Origin of the sequence: Enterobacter sp. JJBC (genome assembly GCF_036936505.1) — a bacterium.
In the GTDB taxonomy this organism is placed as follows: Bacteria; Pseudomonadota; Gammaproteobacteria; order Enterobacterales; family Enterobacteriaceae; genus Enterobacter; species Enterobacter hormaechei_C.
Map to the genome: position 1 here is coordinate 834,094 of NZ_CP136935.1, position 17,423 is coordinate 851,516.

Annotated in this window: 13 protein-coding genes; 4 read left to right on the forward strand and 9 right to left on the reverse strand. The window is 55.6% G+C overall.

What is annotated here, in order from left to right; genetic code table 11:
• Positions 1-369 precede the first annotated feature (369 nt).
• The 3 genes from kefF (at position 370) to folA (ending at position 3,352) form a co-directional block, all read left to right on the forward strand.
• Complete coding sequence (gene kefF, locus RY075_RS04055; protein ID WP_003856435.1) at positions 370-900, forward strand: glutathione-regulated potassium-efflux system oxidoreductase KefF; 531 nt, start codon at positions 370-372, stop codon at positions 898-900.
• Positions 893-2,758 carry a glutathione-regulated potassium-efflux system protein KefC gene (gene kefC / locus RY075_RS04060; protein ID WP_003856433.1) on the forward strand — a complete coding sequence of 622 codons (1,866 nt, stop codon included), beginning with the start codon at positions 893-895 and terminating at the stop codon, positions 2,756-2,758. Before kefF ends, kefC begins: the two co-directional genes overlap by 8 nt.
• 114 nt (positions 2,759-2,872) lie before the next feature.
• On the forward strand, positions 2,873-3,352 hold the full coding sequence (folA, locus tag RY075_RS04065; protein WP_003856431.1) for a type 3 dihydrofolate reductase: 480 nt from the start codon (positions 2,873-2,875) through the stop codon (positions 3,350-3,352).
• Between the two features lie 39 nt (positions 3,353-3,391).
• Here the strand turns inward: folA and apaH are convergent, their stop codons facing one another.
• Genes apaH through lptD form a run of 6 tightly spaced genes read right to left on the reverse strand, consistent with a single transcriptional unit; the run spans position 3,392 to position 10,127 of the window.
• Complete coding sequence (apaH, locus tag RY075_RS04070; protein ID WP_015572649.1) at positions 3,392-4,240, reverse strand: bis(5'-nucleosyl)-tetraphosphatase (symmetrical) ApaH; 849 nt, start codon at positions 4,238-4,240, stop codon at positions 3,392-3,394.
• 4 nt (positions 4,241-4,244) lie between these two features.
• Positions 4,245-4,622 (reverse strand): Co2+/Mg2+ efflux protein ApaG, encoded by a 378-nt coding sequence (apaG, locus tag RY075_RS04075; protein WP_003856425.1) that lies wholly within the window; start codon positions 4,620-4,622, stop codon positions 4,245-4,247.
• A gap of 3 nt (positions 4,623-4,625) precedes the next feature.
• Complete coding sequence (gene rsmA / locus RY075_RS04080; protein WP_003856423.1) at positions 4,626-5,447, reverse strand: 16S rRNA (adenine(1518)-N(6)/adenine(1519)-N(6))-dimethyltransferase RsmA; 822 nt, start codon at positions 5,445-5,447, stop codon at positions 4,626-4,628.
• The gene (gene pdxA, locus RY075_RS04085) at positions 5,444-6,433 is read right to left on the reverse strand and encodes a 4-hydroxythreonine-4-phosphate dehydrogenase PdxA (RefSeq protein WP_161353900.1); all 990 of its coding nucleotides are present in this window, start codon (positions 6,431-6,433) and stop codon (positions 5,444-5,446) included. The genes rsmA and pdxA overlap by 4 nt, the downstream gene beginning before the upstream one ends.
• Entirely contained in the window at positions 6,430-7,716 is a 1,287-nt protein-coding gene (gene surA, locus RY075_RS04090) for a peptidylprolyl isomerase SurA (protein ID WP_003856417.1), read from the reverse strand. The genes pdxA and surA overlap by 4 nt, the downstream gene beginning before the upstream one ends.
• Positions 7,717-7,769: 53 nt before the next feature.
• Positions 7,770-10,127 carry an LPS assembly protein LptD gene (lptD, locus tag RY075_RS04095; RefSeq protein ID WP_048241407.1) on the reverse strand — a complete coding sequence of 786 codons (2,358 nt, stop codon included), beginning with the start codon at positions 10,125-10,127 and terminating at the stop codon, positions 7,770-7,772.
• A gap of 239 nt (positions 10,128-10,366) precedes the next feature.
• On the opposite strand from lptD, the gene djlA reads away from it, so the two are divergent.
• A complete protein-coding gene (gene djlA, locus RY075_RS04100; RefSeq protein ID WP_023315375.1) occupies positions 10,367-11,182 on the forward strand; it encodes a co-chaperone DjlA in 816 nt (271 codons plus the stop codon).
• A gap of 30 nt (positions 11,183-11,212) precedes the next feature.
• Here the strand turns inward: djlA and rluA are convergent, their stop codons facing one another.
• From rluA to polB, 3 genes are all read right to left on the reverse strand, one after another.
• Positions 11,213-11,872: a bifunctional tRNA pseudouridine(32) synthase/23S rRNA pseudouridine(746) synthase RluA gene (rluA, locus tag RY075_RS04105; protein WP_003856412.1), complete on the reverse strand. Its 660-nt coding sequence runs from the start codon at positions 11,870-11,872 to the stop codon at positions 11,213-11,215.
• Between the two features lie 12 nt (positions 11,873-11,884).
• The gene (gene rapA / locus RY075_RS04110) at positions 11,885-14,791 is read right to left on the reverse strand and encodes an RNA polymerase-associated protein RapA (RefSeq protein ID WP_338628198.1); all 2,907 of its coding nucleotides are present in this window, start codon (positions 14,789-14,791) and stop codon (positions 11,885-11,887) included.
• Positions 14,792-14,918: 127 nt separating this feature from the next.
• Positions 14,919-17,276 carry a DNA polymerase II gene (gene polB / locus RY075_RS04115; RefSeq protein WP_338628199.1) on the reverse strand — a complete coding sequence of 786 codons (2,358 nt, stop codon included), beginning with the start codon at positions 17,274-17,276 and terminating at the stop codon, positions 14,919-14,921.
• Between the last annotated feature and the right edge of the window lie 147 nt (positions 17,277-17,423).

Sequence of the window (17,423 nt, forward strand, 5' to 3'; positions counted from 1 at the left end):
CATCCATTTGAGTGAGAAGGAACATCAGATAACGTGTGTAAAACGTATATTGACTATCTTTAAGGTTGAGCTCAAAACAAAAAAGCATAAAATTATTATTTTTTCAATGAGTTATGTACAGGTTGATTTATTAAAATATGACTTAAGATAATCTAAAAATATTCGTTAAAAATATGAGTCTGCATAATCATTTTGCAGGGTTAATTCGTCGCTAGCGTGGTGCTCCTTCTTTCGCGTCAGTCGCGTTTGTATGGCGACAAAGGTTGCCAATCCTTGCGATTTACTTTGAAGCGGTCGTTAGCCTCTTTCAGTTGGGGGGGGAACTGTCTACACTCATTGCTACAAGAAAAGCAGAAGACAGGCATATTCATGGTTCTGATAATTTATGCGCACCCCTATCCGCAGCATTCGCATGCGAATAAGCGGATGCTTGAGCAGGCAAGGACGCTCGAAAACGTAGAGATACGTTCCCTCTATCAACTCTATCCTGATTTTAATATCGATGTCGCCGCCGAACAGGAGGCGCTCTCTCGTGCCGATCTGATCGTCTGGCAGCATCCGATGCAGTGGTACAGCACCCCTCCGCTGCTGAAATTGTGGATCGACAAAGTTTTCTCCCACGGTTGGGCATACGGACACAACGGCAACGCGCTTCATGGCAAAAGCCTGATGTGGGCTGTTACCACCGGCGGGGGGGAAAGCCATTTTGAGATTGGCGCCTTCCCCGGATTTGACGTGCTGGCGCAGCCGCTCCAGGCTACTGCCCTTTACTGCGGTCTGAACTGGCTTCCGCCTTTTGCGATGCACTGTACCTTTGTCTGCGACGATGAAACCTTGCAGGCGCAGGCTCGTCACTACAAACAACGCTTACTTGAGTGGCAGGAGACGCACAATGGATAGCCATACGCTGATACAGGCGCTGATTTATCTTGGCGCGGCGGCATTAATTGTGCCCGTGGCGGTTCGTCTGGGGCTGGGCTCGGTGCTCGGCTATCTGATTGCCGGGTGTGTAATTGGCCCCTGGGGTTTTCGGCTGGTGACGGATGCCGAGTCGATCCTGCATTTTGCGGAGATCGGCGTGGTGCTTATGCTGTTCGTGATTGGCCTGGAGTTGGATCCGCAGCGGCTGTGGAAACTGCGCGCCTCGGTGTTTGGCGGAGGCGCTCTGCAAATGCTGGCCTGCGGTCTGCTGTTGGGCGGGTTCTGCATTCTGCTCGGGATGGAGTGGAAAGTCGCGGAGTTGATCGGCATGACGCTGGCGCTCTCCTCGACGGCTATTGCCATGCAGGCTATGAACGAGCGTAACCTGACGGTGTCGCAAATGGGGCGCAGCACCTTCTCCGTACTGTTGTTCCAGGATATTGCTGCCATCCCGCTGGTGGCGATGATCCCGCTGCTGGCAACCAGCGGCGCATCAACGACGCTGGGGGCATTTGCCTTATCAGCGCTGAAGGTTGTTGGTGCGCTGGCGCTGGTTGTTCTGCTTGGTCGCTACGTAACGCGTCCGCTGCTGCGCTTTGTTGCTCGCTCTGGCCTGCGCGAAGTATTCAGCGCCGTTGCGTTATTCCTGGTGTTTGGTTTTGGATTGCTGCTTGAAGAGGCCGGGCTGTCGATGGCAATGGGTGCCTTCCTCGCGGGGGTCTTACTGGCTAGCTCCGAATACCGTCACGCGCTGGAAAGCGATATCGAGCCGTTTAAAGGATTGCTGCTGGGGCTGTTTTTCATCGGCGTCGGGATGTCTATCGACTTCGGGACGCTGGTGACCCATCCGCTGCGCATCATCATTCTGCTGGTGGGTTTCCTGGTCATTAAAATGGCGATGCTGTGGCTGATCGCCCGCCCGTTAAACGTGCCAAAACCGCAGCGTCGCTGGTTTGCCGTGCTGCTGGGGCAGGGGAGTGAGTTTGCTTTCGTGGTCTTTGGCGCAGCGCAGATGGCAAATGTACTCGATCCGGAATGGGCAAAAGCGCTGACGCTGGCGGTTGCGCTGTCGATGGCCGCAACGCCGATCCTGCTGGTGTTGCTGACGCGTCTGGAAAAAACGGGAAGCGAACAGGAACGAGAAGCCGATGAGATCGACGAGGAGCAGCCGCGGGTGATCATCGCCGGATTTGGCCGCTTCGGGCAGATTACCGGCCGTTTACTGCTCTCCAGCGGAGTCAAAATGGTTATCCTCGATCACGATCCTGACCATGTGGATACGCTGCGTAAATTCGATATGAAAGTATTTTACGGTGATGCGACCCGGGTTGATCTGCTGGAATCCGCCGGCGCGGCGAAGGCCGAGGTGCTGATTAACGCCATCGACGATCCAGAGACCAGTATGCAGATGGTTGAGCTGGTCAAAGAGCATTTTCCGCATCTGACCATTATCTCTCGTGCGCGCGATGTGGATCATTACATCCAGCTCCGTCAGGCGGGTGTGGCAGCCCCTGAACGTGAAACCTTCGAAGGGGCGCTCAAATCTGGCCGCATGGCGCTGGAAAGCCTGGGACTTGGCGCGTATGAAGCGCGTGAGCGTGCCGATTTATTCCGCCGTTTTAACCATGAGATGGTGGAAGAGATGGTGGCGATGGCGAGCAGTACGGCAACCGAACGCGCTGCGGTGTTTAAACGCACCAGCACCATGCTGACGGAGATCATCAACGAGGATCGTAATCACCTGTCGCTGGTTCAGCGCCACGGCTGGCAAGGAACGGAAGAGGGCAAGCATACCGGTGATCCTGAGGATGAACCGGAGAGTAAACCCTCTGCGTGAAGTGGAGTTGCCAGCAATATTAAAAAATTTCTAATTCTTTACCCTGCCGCCAGTCGACGAAAGATTAAGCTTTCCGTATAGTGGCGGCAATTTTTTGCATCCGGGAAATTTTCAATGATCAGTCTGATTGCAGCGCTGGCGGTAGACCGCGTTATCGGCATGGAAAACGCCATGCCGTGGAACCTGCCTGCCGATCTCGCATGGTTTAAACGTACTACGTTAAACAAGCCGGTAGTGATGGGCCGCCTGACCTGGGAGTCGATTGGTCGTCCATTGCCGGGTCGTAAGAATATTGTGATCAGTAGCCAGCCGGGCACTGACGATCGCGTGCAGTGGGTTAAGTCCGTTGATGAAGCCATTGCCGCCTGCGGCGATGCCGAAGAGATCATGGTGATCGGCGGCGGGCGTGTGTATGAGCAGTTCCTGCCAAAAGCGCAGAAACTGTATCTGACGCACATTGATGCGGAAGTGGAAGGGGATACCCATTTCCCGGATTACGATCCGGACGAGTGGGAGTCTGTATTCAGTGAGTTTCACGATGCGGATGCGCAAAACTCGCACAGCTACTGCTTCGAAATTCTGGAACGTCGTTAACGGTTTTATCCTCTCCTCGAAGGGAGAGGATAAACATCTTCAGGAGGCGACCGCCTCACCTTCGCCTAAGTCCAGCTGTCGGTTGGATGGCTGCACAAAGTAGGTCTTATCTTCCCAGCGTAAGCAGGTTAAATCCCCGCCCCAGCAGCATCCGGTATCCAGCGCGTAGATATTTTCCGGGGTGCCTTTTCCTTCCAGCGATGCCCAGTGCCCAAATACCACGCTATATTCGTTTGTCACGGGGCCCGGAATGGCAAACCACGGCTTAAGCGGCGCAGGCGCATTTTCCGGCGTATCTTTGCAATACATATCCAGCTGTCCGTTCGGGAAGCAGTAGCGCATGCGCGTAAAGGCATTGGTGATAAAACGCAGTCGCGCCAGGCCGCTGAGATCATCACTCCAGTTATTTGGCATGTCGCCGTACATCGCATCGAGGAAGAACGGGTAGGAGTCGCTCGCCAGCACCGCTTCGGCGTCGCGCGCGCAGGTTTTTGCCGTCTCAAGATCCCACTGAGGCGTGATGCCGGCATGCGCCATCACCAGTTTTTTCTCTTCGTCAATCTGTAGCAGCGGCTGGCGACGCAGCCAGTTGAGCAACTCATCGGCATCCGGCGCTTCCAGCAGGGGGGTAATGCGATCTTTCGGCTTATTACGGCTGATCCCGGCGTATACGGCCAGCAGATGCAGATCGTGGTTGCCCAGCACCATGCGCACGCTGTCGCCCAGCGATTTGACATAGCGGAGAACGTCCAGGGAACCGGGACCGCGCGCCACTAAGTCGCCCGTCAGCCAGAGCGTATCCTGCCCGGGGGTGAAGTCGACCTGTTTTAATAATGCGATCAGTTCATCGTAGCAACCGTGAACGTCGCCAATCAGATATGTAGACATTAGATTAATGAATAAGTGTAGGTACGGCGAGACGGAATACGGGAATAGCAATGCGGAAAGCATTACCGTCGGCATCGACCATTTCGTAATGGCCCTGCATGGTACCCAGCGGCGTTTCAATTACCGCGCCGCTGGTGTACTGATACTCTTCGCCAGGGGCGATATGGGGTTGTTCACCGACCACACCTTCGCCCTGGACTTCAATTTCACGGCCATTGCCGTTGGTGATAAGCCAGTAGCGCCCGAGCAGTTGCACAGGCATCCGCCCCAGATTGCGAATGGTTACGGTATAAGCAAAGACAAAACGTTCTTCATCCGGTGTGGATTGGGACTCAATGTAGACGCTTTGAACCTGAACACAGACGCGGGGCGAATCAATCATGGCTTAGCTCTCCTTCGGCGGCGCATTGTCGCTGATGTAATTAGCCAGCTTGCAGTACTGCTCTACGGAAATATTTTCCGCACGCATTGCCGGGTCGATGCCCAACTCAGCTAATACGTCAACGGTAAACAGATTGCCAAGGCTGTTACGAATCGTTTTACGGCGCTGGTTAAAGGCTTCTGTCGTGATACGGCTCAGCACGCGCAGGTCTTTGACCGGGTACGGCATCGTTTTATGTGGCACCAGGCGCACAACCGCAGAATCTACCTTTGGCGGTGGCGTGAATGCGGAAGGCGGTACTTCTAATACCGGGATCACGTTGCAGTAATATTGCGCCATCACGCTTAAACGACCATACGCTTTACTGTTCGGCCCTGCAACCAGACGGTTAACGACCTCTTTTTGCAACATGAAGTGCATGTCGGCAATGGCATCAGTATAGCTAAACAGATGGAACATCAGCGGGGTGGAGATGTTGTACGGCAGGTTACCGAACACGCGCAGCGGCTGTCCCATTTTTTCTGACAGTTCGCCAAAGTTCATGGTCATCGCATCCTGCTGATAAATCGTCAGCTTCGGCCCGAGGAACGGGTGCGTTTGCAGACGCGCGGCCAGATCGCGGTCGAGTTCGATAACGGTCAGTTCGTCGAGGCGTTCGCCTACCGGCTCGGTCAGCGCGGCAAGTCCCGGGCCGATTTCGACCATGGCCTGACCTTTCTGCGGATTAATGGCAGAAACGATACTGTCGATCACAAACTGATCGTTGAGGAAGTTTTGCCCGAAGCGTTTACGGGCTAAGTGGCCCTGATGGACTCGATTAGTCATTGAGTATTAACAATCATTTTGATGGCGAGATTAAGCGCCGTAATAAAACTGCCGACATCCGCTTTTCCCTGGCCTGCCAGATCCAGCGCAGTACCGTGGTCAACGGACGTTCGAATAAAGGGTAAACCGAGGGTGATATTCACCCCGCGGCCAAAGCCCTGGTATTTTAGCACGGGCAGACCCTGATCGTGGTACATCGCGAGTACGGCGTCGGCATTATCCAGGTATTTGGGCTGGAAAAGGGTGTCGGCAGGCAGAGGCCCGCTGAGGTTCATCCCCTTCGCCCGCATCTCCTCAAGCACCGGAATGATGGTGTCTATCTCTTCGGTGCCCATATGTCCGCCTTCACCCGCGTGCGGATTCAGGCCGCAAACCAGCACATGCGGCTGCGGAATGCCGAATTTGGTTTGCAGATCGTGATGCAAAATGCCAATGATCTCACGCAGGAGTTCAGGCGTAATGGCATCCGGAATGGCTTTGATCGGCAGGTGCGTTGTTACCAGCGCAACGCGCATTGCTTCGGTTGCCAGCATCATCACCACTTTCGGGCTGTGCGAACGCTCTTCGAAAAATTCGGTATGCCCGGTAAACGGAATGCCCGCGTCATTGATCACGCCTTTATGCACCGGACCGGTGATCAGGGCGGCAAATTCGCCCTGAAGGCAACCGTCACAGGCGCGCGCCAGCGTCTCGACAACGTAGTGGCCGTTTTCGGTGTGTAACTCGCCGGGGACAACAGGCGCACGGAGCGGAACAGAAAGCAGGGTGAGAGTACCAGACTGCTGCGGTGCGGGCTGTTGGCCTTCAACGTAAGGGAGGAGCGTTAAAGGCAGACCGAGCAAAGCTGCCCGGTCTTGTAACAGTGTTGCATCTGCACAGACAACCAACTCTACCGGCCAGCTGCGCTGGGCGAGCTGAACCACCAGGTCAGGCCCAATCCCGGCGGGTTCGCCGGGGGTGATCACAACACGATGCGGTTTCATCAGTTGCTCAACACTTTCACGTAAGCGCTGGCGCGTTGTTCCTGCATCCAGGTTGCGGCTTCTTCAGAGAACTTACGGTTAAACAGCATGCGATACGCGCGGTCTTTCTGCGCCGCGTCGGTTTTATCCACGTTGCGCGTGTCCATCAGCTGGATCAGATGCCAGCCGAAGGAGGAGTGTACCGGCGCGCTCATCTGGCCTTTATTCAGCTTCATTAACGCATCGCGGAAAGCCGGATCGTAAATATCAGCGGCCGCCCAACCCAGGTCACCGCCCTGGTTTGCAGAGCCAGGATCCTGAGAGAACTCTTTTGCTGCTTTATCGAAGGTGGTTTTACCGCTCTTGATGTCTGCGGCGATCTGTTCCAGCTTCGCACGGGCCTGATCGTCAGTCATGATCGGAGACGGCTTAAGCAGGATATGACGCGCGTGAACTTCAGTAACCGAAATGTTCTGGCTCTGGCCGCGCAGGTCGTTCACTTTCAGAATGTGGAAGCCCACACCGGAACGGATTGGACCGACGATATCGCCTTTCTTCGCGGTGCTCAGCGCCTGGGCAAACAGGGATGGCAGCTCCTGAATACGCCCCCAGCCCATCTGGCCGCCTTTCAGCGCCTGCTGGTCAGCGGAATAGGTGATCGCCAGCTTGCCGAAGTCATCGCCATTACGCGCCTGCTCAACGATAGCGCGCGCCTGGCTTTCCGCCTCTGCCGCCTGATCGGAGGTTGGGTTTTCCGGCAGTGGGATCAGGATGTGGCTCAGGTTAAGCTCGGTGCTGGCATCATTCTGATTCCCCACCTGTTTTGCCAGGGCATCCACTTCCTGCGGCAGGATGGTGACGCGGCGACGGACTTCATTATTACGCACTTCTGAAATCAGCATCTCTTTACGGATCTGATTGCGGTAGGTGGCGTAGCTGATGCCGTCATAGGCGAGGCGGCTACGCATCTGGTCCGGGGTAATGTTGTTCTGCTTTGCAATGTTGGCGATCGCCTGATCGAGCTGCTCGTCAGAGATCTTCACACCCATTTTCTGGCCCATTTGCAGGACAATCTGATCCATGATCAGACGTTCCAGGATCTGGTGGCGCAGCGTAGCGTCATCCGGAAGTTGTTGACCTGCCTGGCCCGAGTTGAGCTTTACAGATTTCATCAAACCGTCAACGTCACTTTCAAGCACGACGCCGTTGTTAACCACAGCCGCGACTTTATCGACAACCTGTGGGGCCGCGAAGCTGGTATTCGCAACCATAGCGACACCGAGTAGCAGCGTTTTCCAGTTCTTCATACTTTTTCCATTTCAATTAACCGCAAAGCGGATTACGTTGTAAATCAAGCATATTACAATGAACTACGATACGGCAGAATGTTCGAGCGCAGCATCTGCTGCGTGCCCAGACCGTAGTTAGAACTCAGGCCGCGCAACTCGATATTAAAGCCAATCACGTTATCGTATTTACCCTGACTGTTTTGCGTATCCCAACCGTTAAGTTTGCGTTCGTAACCGACACGTATTGCGTAACAGCAGGAGTTATATTGCAGACCCAGCATCTGGTCAGCAGGTTTTTGGGCATTCGTGTCATAGTAGTAGGCCCCGACGACTGACCAACGATCGGCAATCGGCCAGCTCGCGGCGGTACCCACCTGTGAAATACCGTCTTTGTATGGGTCGGAAGTGGAATAATTAGGCAGTGTCGCCTGAATGTATTCCGGGCTGGCGTATCGGTATGTCAACTGCAACATACGGTCTTCATCACGACGATACTCGATGGCAGCGCTGCCCGTCGCGATATTGTCCAGTCGAGTATCGTACTGAACACCACCGCGCAGACCCCAACGATTCGTCATGCGCCAGTAAGTGTCGCCCGCCCATACCAGTGAGCCCGTTTTGTTGTCTTTCTCCCACTGAATTTTATCATCGCCAGTGCGTGATTCTGTGAAATAGTAGATTTGACCAACAGAAACGTTAAAACGTTCAACGGCAGCATCATCATATATACGCGTTGTGACGCCGGTCGTTAACTGGTTAGCAGACGCAATACGGTCAAGGCCGCCGTAGGTACGGTCGCGGAACAGGCCGCTATAGTCAGATTGCAGTAAAGACGAGTCGTAGTTTTGAATCTTGCTCTGATCGCGATAAGGCACGTACAGATACTGCATACGTGGCTCAAGCGTCTGGGTATATCCATCCGCGAGCATGCCCATATCGCGTTCGAAAATGAGCTTGCCGTCCATTTTAAACTGAGGGAGGACACGGTTTACTGAATCTGCAAGATCGTTCGCGTTGTTCGGATTCGCATTGTATTTATCAATATTTTTCTGCTGGTAGTGGGTGGCCATCACTTTGGCTTCGGTATTCAGGCTAGCCCAGTCGTTTGACCACGGCAGGTTGATCGTCGGCTCGATATGCAGACGCGTAGCTTCCGGCATATCTGAGTTGGTGTTGACGAAATGGACCGCCTGAGCGTAAACGCGCGTGTCGAAAGGACCCACATCGTTCTGGTACCAGTTCACGTCCAGCTGCGGCTCTGCACCGTAGGTGCTGTTTGTTTGCGTATCAAATACCTGGAACTGTTTGGTCGACACCGTCGCGTCAAAGTTCTCAATGGCGTAGCCCACGCTGAATTTCTGCGTGGCGTAACCGTCGGTACTGGAGCCGTATTTAGAATCAAAGTCGTTGAAGTAATACGGATCGCTGACTTTGGTGTAGTCGATGTTGAAGCGCCACACCTGATCCAATACCCCGGCGTGCTTCCAGTAGTACATCCAGCGGTGCTTATCACCTTCGCTTGGATGTTCGTCCTGGAAGACCTTATCTGATGGCAGATAATCAAATTCCATCAGACCCGCGCCCGCCTTGGTCAGATAGCGGAATTCGTTCTCCCACATGATGTTGCCGCGCTTATGGATATAGTGCGGCGTGATCGTGGCGTCCATGTTGGGCGCAATGTTCCAGTAGTACGGCAGGTAGAACTCAAAGTAGTTCGATGTGCTGTACTTGGCGTTCGGGATCAGGAAACCTGAACGACGTTTGTCACCCACGGGCAGTTGCAGGTAAGGACTATAGAAAATGGGCACCGGGCCGAGTTTAAAACGAGCGTTCCAGATCTCTGCAACCTGTTCTTCACGGTCGTGGATCACTTCACTGCCCACAACGCTCCAGGTATTTGACCCTGGCAAACAGGAGGTAAACGTGCCGTTTTCGAGAATGGTGTAGCGGTTTTCGCCGCGCTGCTTCATCAGGTCCGCGGTACCGCGCCCCTGACGACCGACCATCTGGTAATCACCTTCCCAGACGTTGGTGTCTTTGGTATTCAGATTCGACCAGGCTTTCGGACCTTTCAGGATGACCTGATTGTCGTCATAGTGCACATTACCCAGCGCATCCACCGTACGGACAGGCGCCTGAGCACCTTCCGGTTGCTTCTGGTGCAATTGCACTTCGTCAGCAAGCAGGCGACTGTTGCCCTGGTTAATATCGACATTGCCCGTAAAGGTTGCATTGTCAGGATAATTACCTTTTGCGCTGTCGGCATTAATGGTGACGGGTAAGTCATTCGTATCGCCTTTCACCAGTGGGCGATTGTAACTTGGGACGCCAAGCATACACTGCGAGGCGAGATCGGCTGCGAGCCCCTGTTGGCTATACAGGGCGGTGCCAATCATTGTGGCCAGAAGGGTGGGGATACGTTTTTTCATACGTTGTATTTTATTGTTCCGTCATCAGTGGCTACGGCTTACAAACGCTCAGAGACTATCTTACTCATCAGCGCAGTACCAGCGTTAATCCTGCCCGTTTGCGCGCCAGAGTGTTAGGCTCGCTATCGAATGACGAGTATGATAATGCAAATTATAGGCGATGTCCCTCAATTGACCGTGGCGCGACCACTGTAATGATGGCGTTGCGTCGGCCAGGAACATGACCATTCGGGGAGTATATGCAGTATTGGGGTAAAATAATCGGCGTTGCGTTCGCAATTATTATGGGTGCCGGATTCTGGGGTGTCGTTCTTGGCCTCATTATCGGCCATATGTTTGATAAAGCACGCAGCCGCAAAATGGCCTGGTTTGCCAACCAGCGCGAGCGCCAGTCACTCTTTTTCTCCACCACCTTCGAGGTGATGGGGCACTTAACCAAATCAAAAGGGCGCGTAACGGAAGCCGATATTCAGGTGGCCAGCGTCTTTATGGATCGCATGAATCTGCACGGCGAATCCCGCATCGCGGCGCAGAATGCGTTCCGGATTGGTAAATCAGATAACTACCCGCTGCGTGAAAAAATGCGGCAGTTCCGTAGCATCTGTTTCGGGCGTTTTGATTTAATTCGGATGTTTCTGGAAATTCAAATCCAGGCCGCCTTCGCGGATGGTTCTCTGCATCCGAATGAACGGGACGTTTTATATGTGATTGCCGAAGAGCTGGGCATTTCCCGCATGCAGTTCGACCAGTTCCTGCGTATGATGCAGGGCGGCGCGCAGTTTGGCGGTGGTTATCAGCAACAGCACTCCTCCGGCGGCTGGCAGCAGGCGCAGCGTGGCCCCACGCTTGAAGATGCCTGCAACGTCCTCGGCGTGAAGCCGTCTGACGATGTCACGACCATCAAACGCGCCTATCGTAAGCTGATGAGCGAGCACCATCCGGATAAGCTGGTGGCGAAAGGCCTGCCGCCAGAGATGATGGAGATGGCGAAGCAAAAAGCGCAGGAAATTCAGAAAGCCTACGAGCTGATTAAAGAGCAGAAAGGTTTTAAATAAAAAATGGCCCGACAGTGTCGGGCCATTTTTTCAGAAGTCCACCGGGGCTTTGAACGTCATGGCGTTGCCGAAAGCAGGGTGGGTAATGGTGAGCGTCTGCGCATGCAGTTGCAGGCGCGGCGCTAAGGCCAGCGCTTCCGGCGGCGCATAGAATCTGTCCCCCAGAATCGGGTGACCCATCGCAAGCATATGCACACGCAGCTGGTGGGAGCGCCCGGTAATCGGCTTTAGCAGGACGCGCGCGGTGTTATCCGGCGCGTACTCCAGCACTTCATACTCGGTTTGCGCGGCCTTGCCGGTTTCATAACACACCTTCTGCTTTGGCCGGTTCGGCCAGTCGCAAATCAGCGGTAAATCCACCAGCCCTTCCGCCTGCGCCGGATGACCCCAGACGCGCGCGACATACTGCTTCTTCGGCTCGCGCTCGCGGAACTGACGCTTCAGCTCGCGTTCTGCCGCTTTATTCAGAGCCACCACAATCACGCCGCTGGTCGCCATATCCAGACGATGGACAGACTCGGCCTGGGGATAATCACGCTGGATACGCGTCATCACGCTGTCTTTATGCTCTTCCAGACGTCCCGGCACGGATAACAAGCCGCTCGGCTTGTTAACTACCATAATGTGCTCATCCTGATACAGAATGACCAGCCACGGATCCATCGGGGGATTGTAGGGCTCCATTACCATCTTGCGCTCCGCTTACTGATGCGTCACAACGATAAGACGCAGGGCGTCGAGACGCCACCCCGCCTGATTCAGGCTTTCCAGCACCTGCTGGCGGTTGCTCTCAATGGCGGCCAGCTCATCGTCACGAATGTTCGGGTTCACCGCTTTCAACGCTTCCAGGCGCGACAGCTCGGCAGAAAGCTTCTCATCGGCTTCGCTACGCGCCGCATCGATCAGTTCTCTGGCCGCTTTTTCGGCCTGGGCTTCACCCAGTTGCAGAATGGCATGCACGTCCTGCTGCACCGCATTCACCAGCTTGCTGCCGGTATGGCGGTTCACCGCGCTCAGCTGACGGTTGAAGCTTTCAAACTCCACCTGACCGGCCAGGTTCGTACCGTTTTTATCCAGCAGCAGACGCACCGGGGTTGGCGGCAGGAAGCGGTTAAGCTGAAGCTGTTTCGGCGCCTGCGCTTCCACAACGTAGATCAGCTCCACCAGCAGCGTGCCCACAGGTAAGGCTTTGTTCTTCAACAGGGAGATGGTGCTGCTGCCGGTATCGCCTGAGAGGATCAGATCCAGGCCATTGCGGATCAGCGGGTGCTCCCAGGTGATGAACTGTGCGTCTTCGCGGGACAGCGCCACATCACGCTCAAAGGTGATGGTGCAGCCGTCTTCCGGCAGGCCCGGGAAATCCGTCACCAGCATATGATCGGACGGGGTCAGCACGATCATGTTCTCGCCGCGATCGTCCTGGTTAATGCCGACGATGTCGAACAGGTTCATGGAGAAGCTAATCAGGCTGGTGTCATCGTCCTGTTCTTCAATACTTTCGGCCAGCTGCTGCGCTTTTTCACCGCCGTTGGAGTGGATCTCCAGCAGGCGATCGCGCCCCTGCTCCAGCTGGGCTTTCAGCGCGTCGTGCTTCTCTCGACAGGATTTGATCAGCTCATCAAAGCCCTCGGTGTTTTCCGGCGCCGCAAGGTAACCGATCAGGTCTGCATGCACCTGATCGTAAATGGTGCGGCCGGTCGGGCAGGTATGTTCAAACGCATCCAGGCCTTCGTGGTACCAGCGAACCAGAACGGACTGGGCGGTTTTCTCCAGATACGGAACGTGGATCTGGATATCGTGCGCCTGACCGATACGATCCAGACGGCCGATACGCTGCTCAAGCAGATCTGGGTTAAACGGCAGATCGAACATCACCAGATTGCTGGCGAACTGGAAGTTACGGCCTTCAGAACCGATTTCGGAGCACAGCAGAACCTGCGCGCCGCTGTCCTCTTCACTAAACCACGCCGCAGCGCGGTCGCGCTCGATAATAGACATGCCTTCATGGAACACGGCGGCGCGAATACCTTCGCGCTCGCGCAGCACTTGTTCAAGTTGCAGGGCGGTGGCTGCCTTGGCGCAGATCACCAGCACCTTCCGGGAACGGTGCGCGGTCAGATAACCCATCAACCACTCCACGCGCGGATCGAAGTTCCACCAGGTGCCAGTGTCGCCTTCAAATTCCTGATAAATCTGCTCCGGATAGAGCATGTCGCGCGCGCGATCTTCCGCAGATTTACGGGTGCCCATAATGCCGGAGACTTTGATCGCCGTCTGGTACTGGGTCGGCAGCGGCAATTTGATGGTGTGCAGTTCGCGTTTCGGGAAGCCTTTTACACCGTTACGGGTGTTACGGAACAGCACGCGGCTGGTGCCGTGGCGGTCCATCAGCATGTCGATCAGCTCTTTACGCGCAGATCCCGCATTATCGCTGTCGCTGTTCGCGGCCTGAAGCAGCGGCTCAATATCCTGCTCGCCGATAAGATCGCTGAGGGTGTTAAGTTCATCATTAGAGAGACGATTACCGGCCAGCAGCAGCGCGACGGCGTCCGCCACCGGACGATAGTTTTTCTGCTCTTCAACAAACTGCTCAAAATCGTGGAAACGGTTCGGATCGAGCAGGCGCAGACGGGCGAAGTGGCTCTCAAGACCCAGCTGCTCCGGGGTGGCGGTCAGAAGCAGAACGCCTGGTACGCGCTCGGCAAGCTGCTCAATCGCCATGTATTCGCGGCTTGGCGCGTCCTCGCTCCAGACGAGGTGGTGTGCTTCGTCGACGACCATCAGATCCCATTCAGCGTCGCACAGATGCTCCAGGCGTTGCTTGCTGCGGCGCACGAAGTCCAGGGAACAAATGACCAACTGTTCGGTTTCAAACGGGTTGTCCGCGTCGTGCTGGGCTTCGGCATAGCGCTCGTCGTCGAACAGGGAGAAGCGCAGGTTAAAGCGGCGCAGCATCTCGACCAGCCACTGGTGTTGCAGCGTTTCCGGCACCACAATCAGCACGCGCTCGGCAGCGCCAGAGAGCAGCTGCTGGTGCAGGATCATGCCTGCTTCGATGGTTTTACCCAGGCCCACTTCGTCAGCCAGCAGCACGCGAGGCGCATGGCGACGGCCCACGTCATGGGCGATATTCAGCTGATGGGGAATAAGGCTGGTACGCTGACCGCGCAGGCCGCTCCACGGCATGCGGTACTGTTCACTCTGGAACTTACGCGCGCGGTAGCGCAGAGAGAAGCGATCCATTCGGTCGATTTGCCCGGCAAACAGACGGTCCTGCGGCTTGCTGAAAACCAGTTTGCTGTCGAGCAGCACTTCACGCAGGATAACATTCGTCTCGTCGGTATCAAGACGCGTACCGATGTAGGCGAGCAGTCCATTCTCTTCTTTTACGTCTTCAACCTTCAGCTGCCAGCCTTCGTGGCTGGTCACGGTGTCGCCCGGATTGAACATTACGCGGGTAACAGGGGAGTCATTGCGAGCGTACAGGCGGTTTTCACCGGTAGCAGGGAAAAGGAGGGTAACCATGCGCGCATCGACGGCAACGACGGTTCCTAATCCAAGTTCGCTTTCTGTATCGCTGATCCAGCGTTGACCAAGTGTAAAAGGCATAGTTGTTCGGCTCTAATCTTTAATTGCAGGCAATAGTTCGACCCCGTCAAAAAAGACGGTCATCGAAAAATGGGTCCGGGAATGGAAAGGGCGCTATGGTACTGGATGGCAACGGTTTCGTCACGCGTCAAAATAGCCCAAGTTGTCCTGTCACTAGTGTAGCAAAGTCGTCATTGATGAACGGTAAAATTCCCTCCGCAACCGGCTGAAGCTGGCGGGTCAGGTAGTGATCGTAATCAAGCGGAGACTGCTGGTAATCAACGGGTTCCGGGCCGTTAGTGGTCCAGACGTATTTGATCGTTCCCCGGTTCTGATACTGCGGCGCACGGCCCCGGCGAACGTTCTCTTCATCCGCCAGCCGCGCGGCGCGTACGTGGGGAGGAACGTTACGTTGATATTCGGCCAGCGGGCGGCGCAGGCGCTTGCGATACACCAGCTGGTCATCCAGTTCACCCGCCATCAGGCTGGCGATGGTGTCGCGCACATAATCCTGATAAGGCTCATTGCGGAACACCCGCAGGTAGAGCGTCTGCTGGAACTGCTGTGCCAGCGGCGTCCAGTCGGTGCGCACTGTCTCCAGCCCTTTAAACACCATCCGCTGCGTGTCACCTTCCTGAATCAGCCCGGCGTAGCGCTTCTTGCTGCCCTGGTCGGTTCCGCGAATGGTCGGCATTAAAAAGCGGGCAAAATGGTTTTCAAACTCCAGCTCTAACGCGCTGGTTAACCGCTCTTTTTGCAAACTTTCGCGCCACCAGTCGTTCACAAAGGCGACCAGATCTTTGCCGATTTGTGCGGCGTCGTCTTCCGAATGGGCGGCTTTCAGCCAGACAAAGGTGGAGTCTGTATCGCCATAAATCACATCATAGCCCCGGGATTCAATCAGCGCTTTGGTCTGGCGCATAATCTCGTGCCCGCGCATGGTGATGGACGACGCCAGACGGGGATCAAAGAAGCGGCAGGCACTGGTACCCAGCACGCCGTAAAAGGCGTTCATAATGATTTTCAGCGCCTGTGAGAGCGGCTTGTTGCCGTGGCGCTTGGCCTCATCGCGGCCGTGCCAGATGTTTCCCACAATTTCGGGCAGGCAGTGTTTTTCCCGCGAGAAGCGTGCTCCAAGAAAACCTTCGGTGCTGTGCGCATCGTCTGGCTGCGCCATCCCCTCCACCAGCCCCACCGGATCAATCAGAAACGTGCGGATAATGGATGGATACAGGCTTTTATAATCCAGCACCAGCACCGAGTCATACAGCCCGGGCCGTGAATCCATCACGTAACCGCCGGGGCTGGCCTGCGGCGGCACGTCGCCGAGGTTAGGGGCGACATAGCCCGCCCGGTGCATCCGCGGGAAATAGAGGTGGCTGAAGGCCGCTACCGAGCCGCCGTGCCTGTCGACCGCAAGGCCGTTCACCGTCGCCCGCTCCAGCAGGAAGGGCATGATCTCGGTTTTGTGGAAGATCTGCGTCACCAGCTCGCAATCTTTCAGGTTATAGGTGGCGAGCGCGGGTTTATCTTCATTAAAGCGCCGGTCGATCTCGTCCATTCGGTCCCAGGGATTGTCGATGGATTTACCTTCGCCGAGCAGTTCCTGGGCGACCGCTTCCAGCGAGAAGGAAGAGAAGTTCCAGAAGGCGGATTTCAGCGCCTCGATGCCGTCGATAATCAGGCGACCATTGGCCTGCGCGAAGAAAATACCGTTCTTAAAACCATGCTCGCGCCACTCCAGCTCGCTGTTTCCGCGCCCCAGCATCAGCGGGATACGGTAACGCTCGGCATGTTTTTGCAGCACGCGCAGGTCAAACTGCACTACGTTCCAGCCGATCAGAACATCCGGATCGTGCTCGGCAAACCACTGGTTAAGCTTCTCCAGCAGTTGCGGGCGGCTGTTGACGTACTCCAGATTAAAGTCCAGCGCGGACGCATCGCCGTTTGGCGGCCCGAGCATATAGACAACTCGCTGCCCACAGCCTTCCAGACCAATGCAGTACAGTTCGCCGTGGCGGGTGGTTTCGATATCCAGCGAGACCCATTTGAGCGGGGGGCGATAATTCGGGCTAGGCTTGAGGCGCGCGTTAACGATCCTGCCATTTTGCGCGGTGCCATCTACCCAGACGGGGGCGGTGATAAACCGCTCCATCAGAAAGCGTTCAGGCGGGCGAATGTCGGCCTCGTAAAGCGTCACGCCCGCTTCACGGAGCAGTTTTTCATAGCGCATTAACTGGCGATGGGCGCGGCAATAGAGGCCGTAAACCGGCTGGCGGTGGAAATCTTTCAGTTCAAGCGGGGTTATGCGCCAGCCGTTTTCGCCGCGCAGCATTTGTTTCACTTTCTCGACGTGAGCTTCAGGAATAAAGGCCACGGACTCCTGCGGCGGGAGCGTAACGTTTAGCGGGCCGTTGTCCGTTGCCAGCCAGAATTCAACCTCAGTACCCTGAGGGGTATCCCGCCAGTGTCTGGTCAGTAAAAAGCCTTCTTGCGCCTGCGTCACGGCGTTATCCCATAAAACAAAACCAGGCCTGATTATAGCCTGGTTGAGGGGTGTTTGCTGGGGTTTTATACAGTGCCTGTTCAGTCGGATGGCGCTGCGCTTATCCGGCCTAGAGGTTCCGCACTCACGGTAAGCGCAGCGCCACCG

Excerpts from the sequence above, each read along its gene's own strand:
- kefF (WP_003856435.1), top strand. The coding sequence starts at position 370 with ATGGTTCTGATAATTTATGCGCACCCCTATCCGCAGCATTCGCATGCG.
- kefC (WP_003856433.1), top strand. The coding sequence starts at position 893 with ATGGATAGCCATACGCTGATACAGGCGCTGATTTATCTTGGCGCGGCG.
- folA (WP_003856431.1), top strand. The coding sequence starts at position 2,873 with ATGATCAGTCTGATTGCAGCGCTGGCGGTAGACCGCGTTATCGGCATG.
- apaH (WP_015572649.1), bottom strand. The coding sequence starts at position 4,240 with ATGTCTACATATCTGATTGGCGACGTTCACGGTTGCTACGATGAACTG.
- apaG (WP_003856425.1), bottom strand. The coding sequence starts at position 4,622 with ATGATTGATTCGCCCCGCGTCTGTGTTCAGGTTCAAAGCGTCTACATT.
- rsmA (WP_003856423.1), bottom strand. The coding sequence starts at position 5,447 with ATGACTAATCGAGTCCATCAGGGCCACTTAGCCCGTAAACGCTTCGGG.
- surA (WP_003856417.1), bottom strand. The coding sequence starts at position 7,716 with ATGAAGAACTGGAAAACGCTGCTACTCGGTGTCGCTATGGTTGCGAAT.
- lptD (WP_048241407.1), bottom strand. The coding sequence starts at position 10,127 with ATGAAAAAACGTATCCCCACCCTTCTGGCCACAATGATTGGCACCGCC.
- djlA (WP_023315375.1), top strand. The coding sequence starts at position 10,367 with ATGCAGTATTGGGGTAAAATAATCGGCGTTGCGTTCGCAATTATTATG.
- rluA (WP_003856412.1), bottom strand. The coding sequence starts at position 11,872 with ATGGTAATGGAGCCCTACAATCCCCCGATGGATCCGTGGCTGGTCATT.
- rapA (WP_338628198.1), bottom strand. The coding sequence starts at position 14,791 with ATGCCTTTTACACTTGGTCAACGCTGGATCAGCGATACAGAAAGCGAA.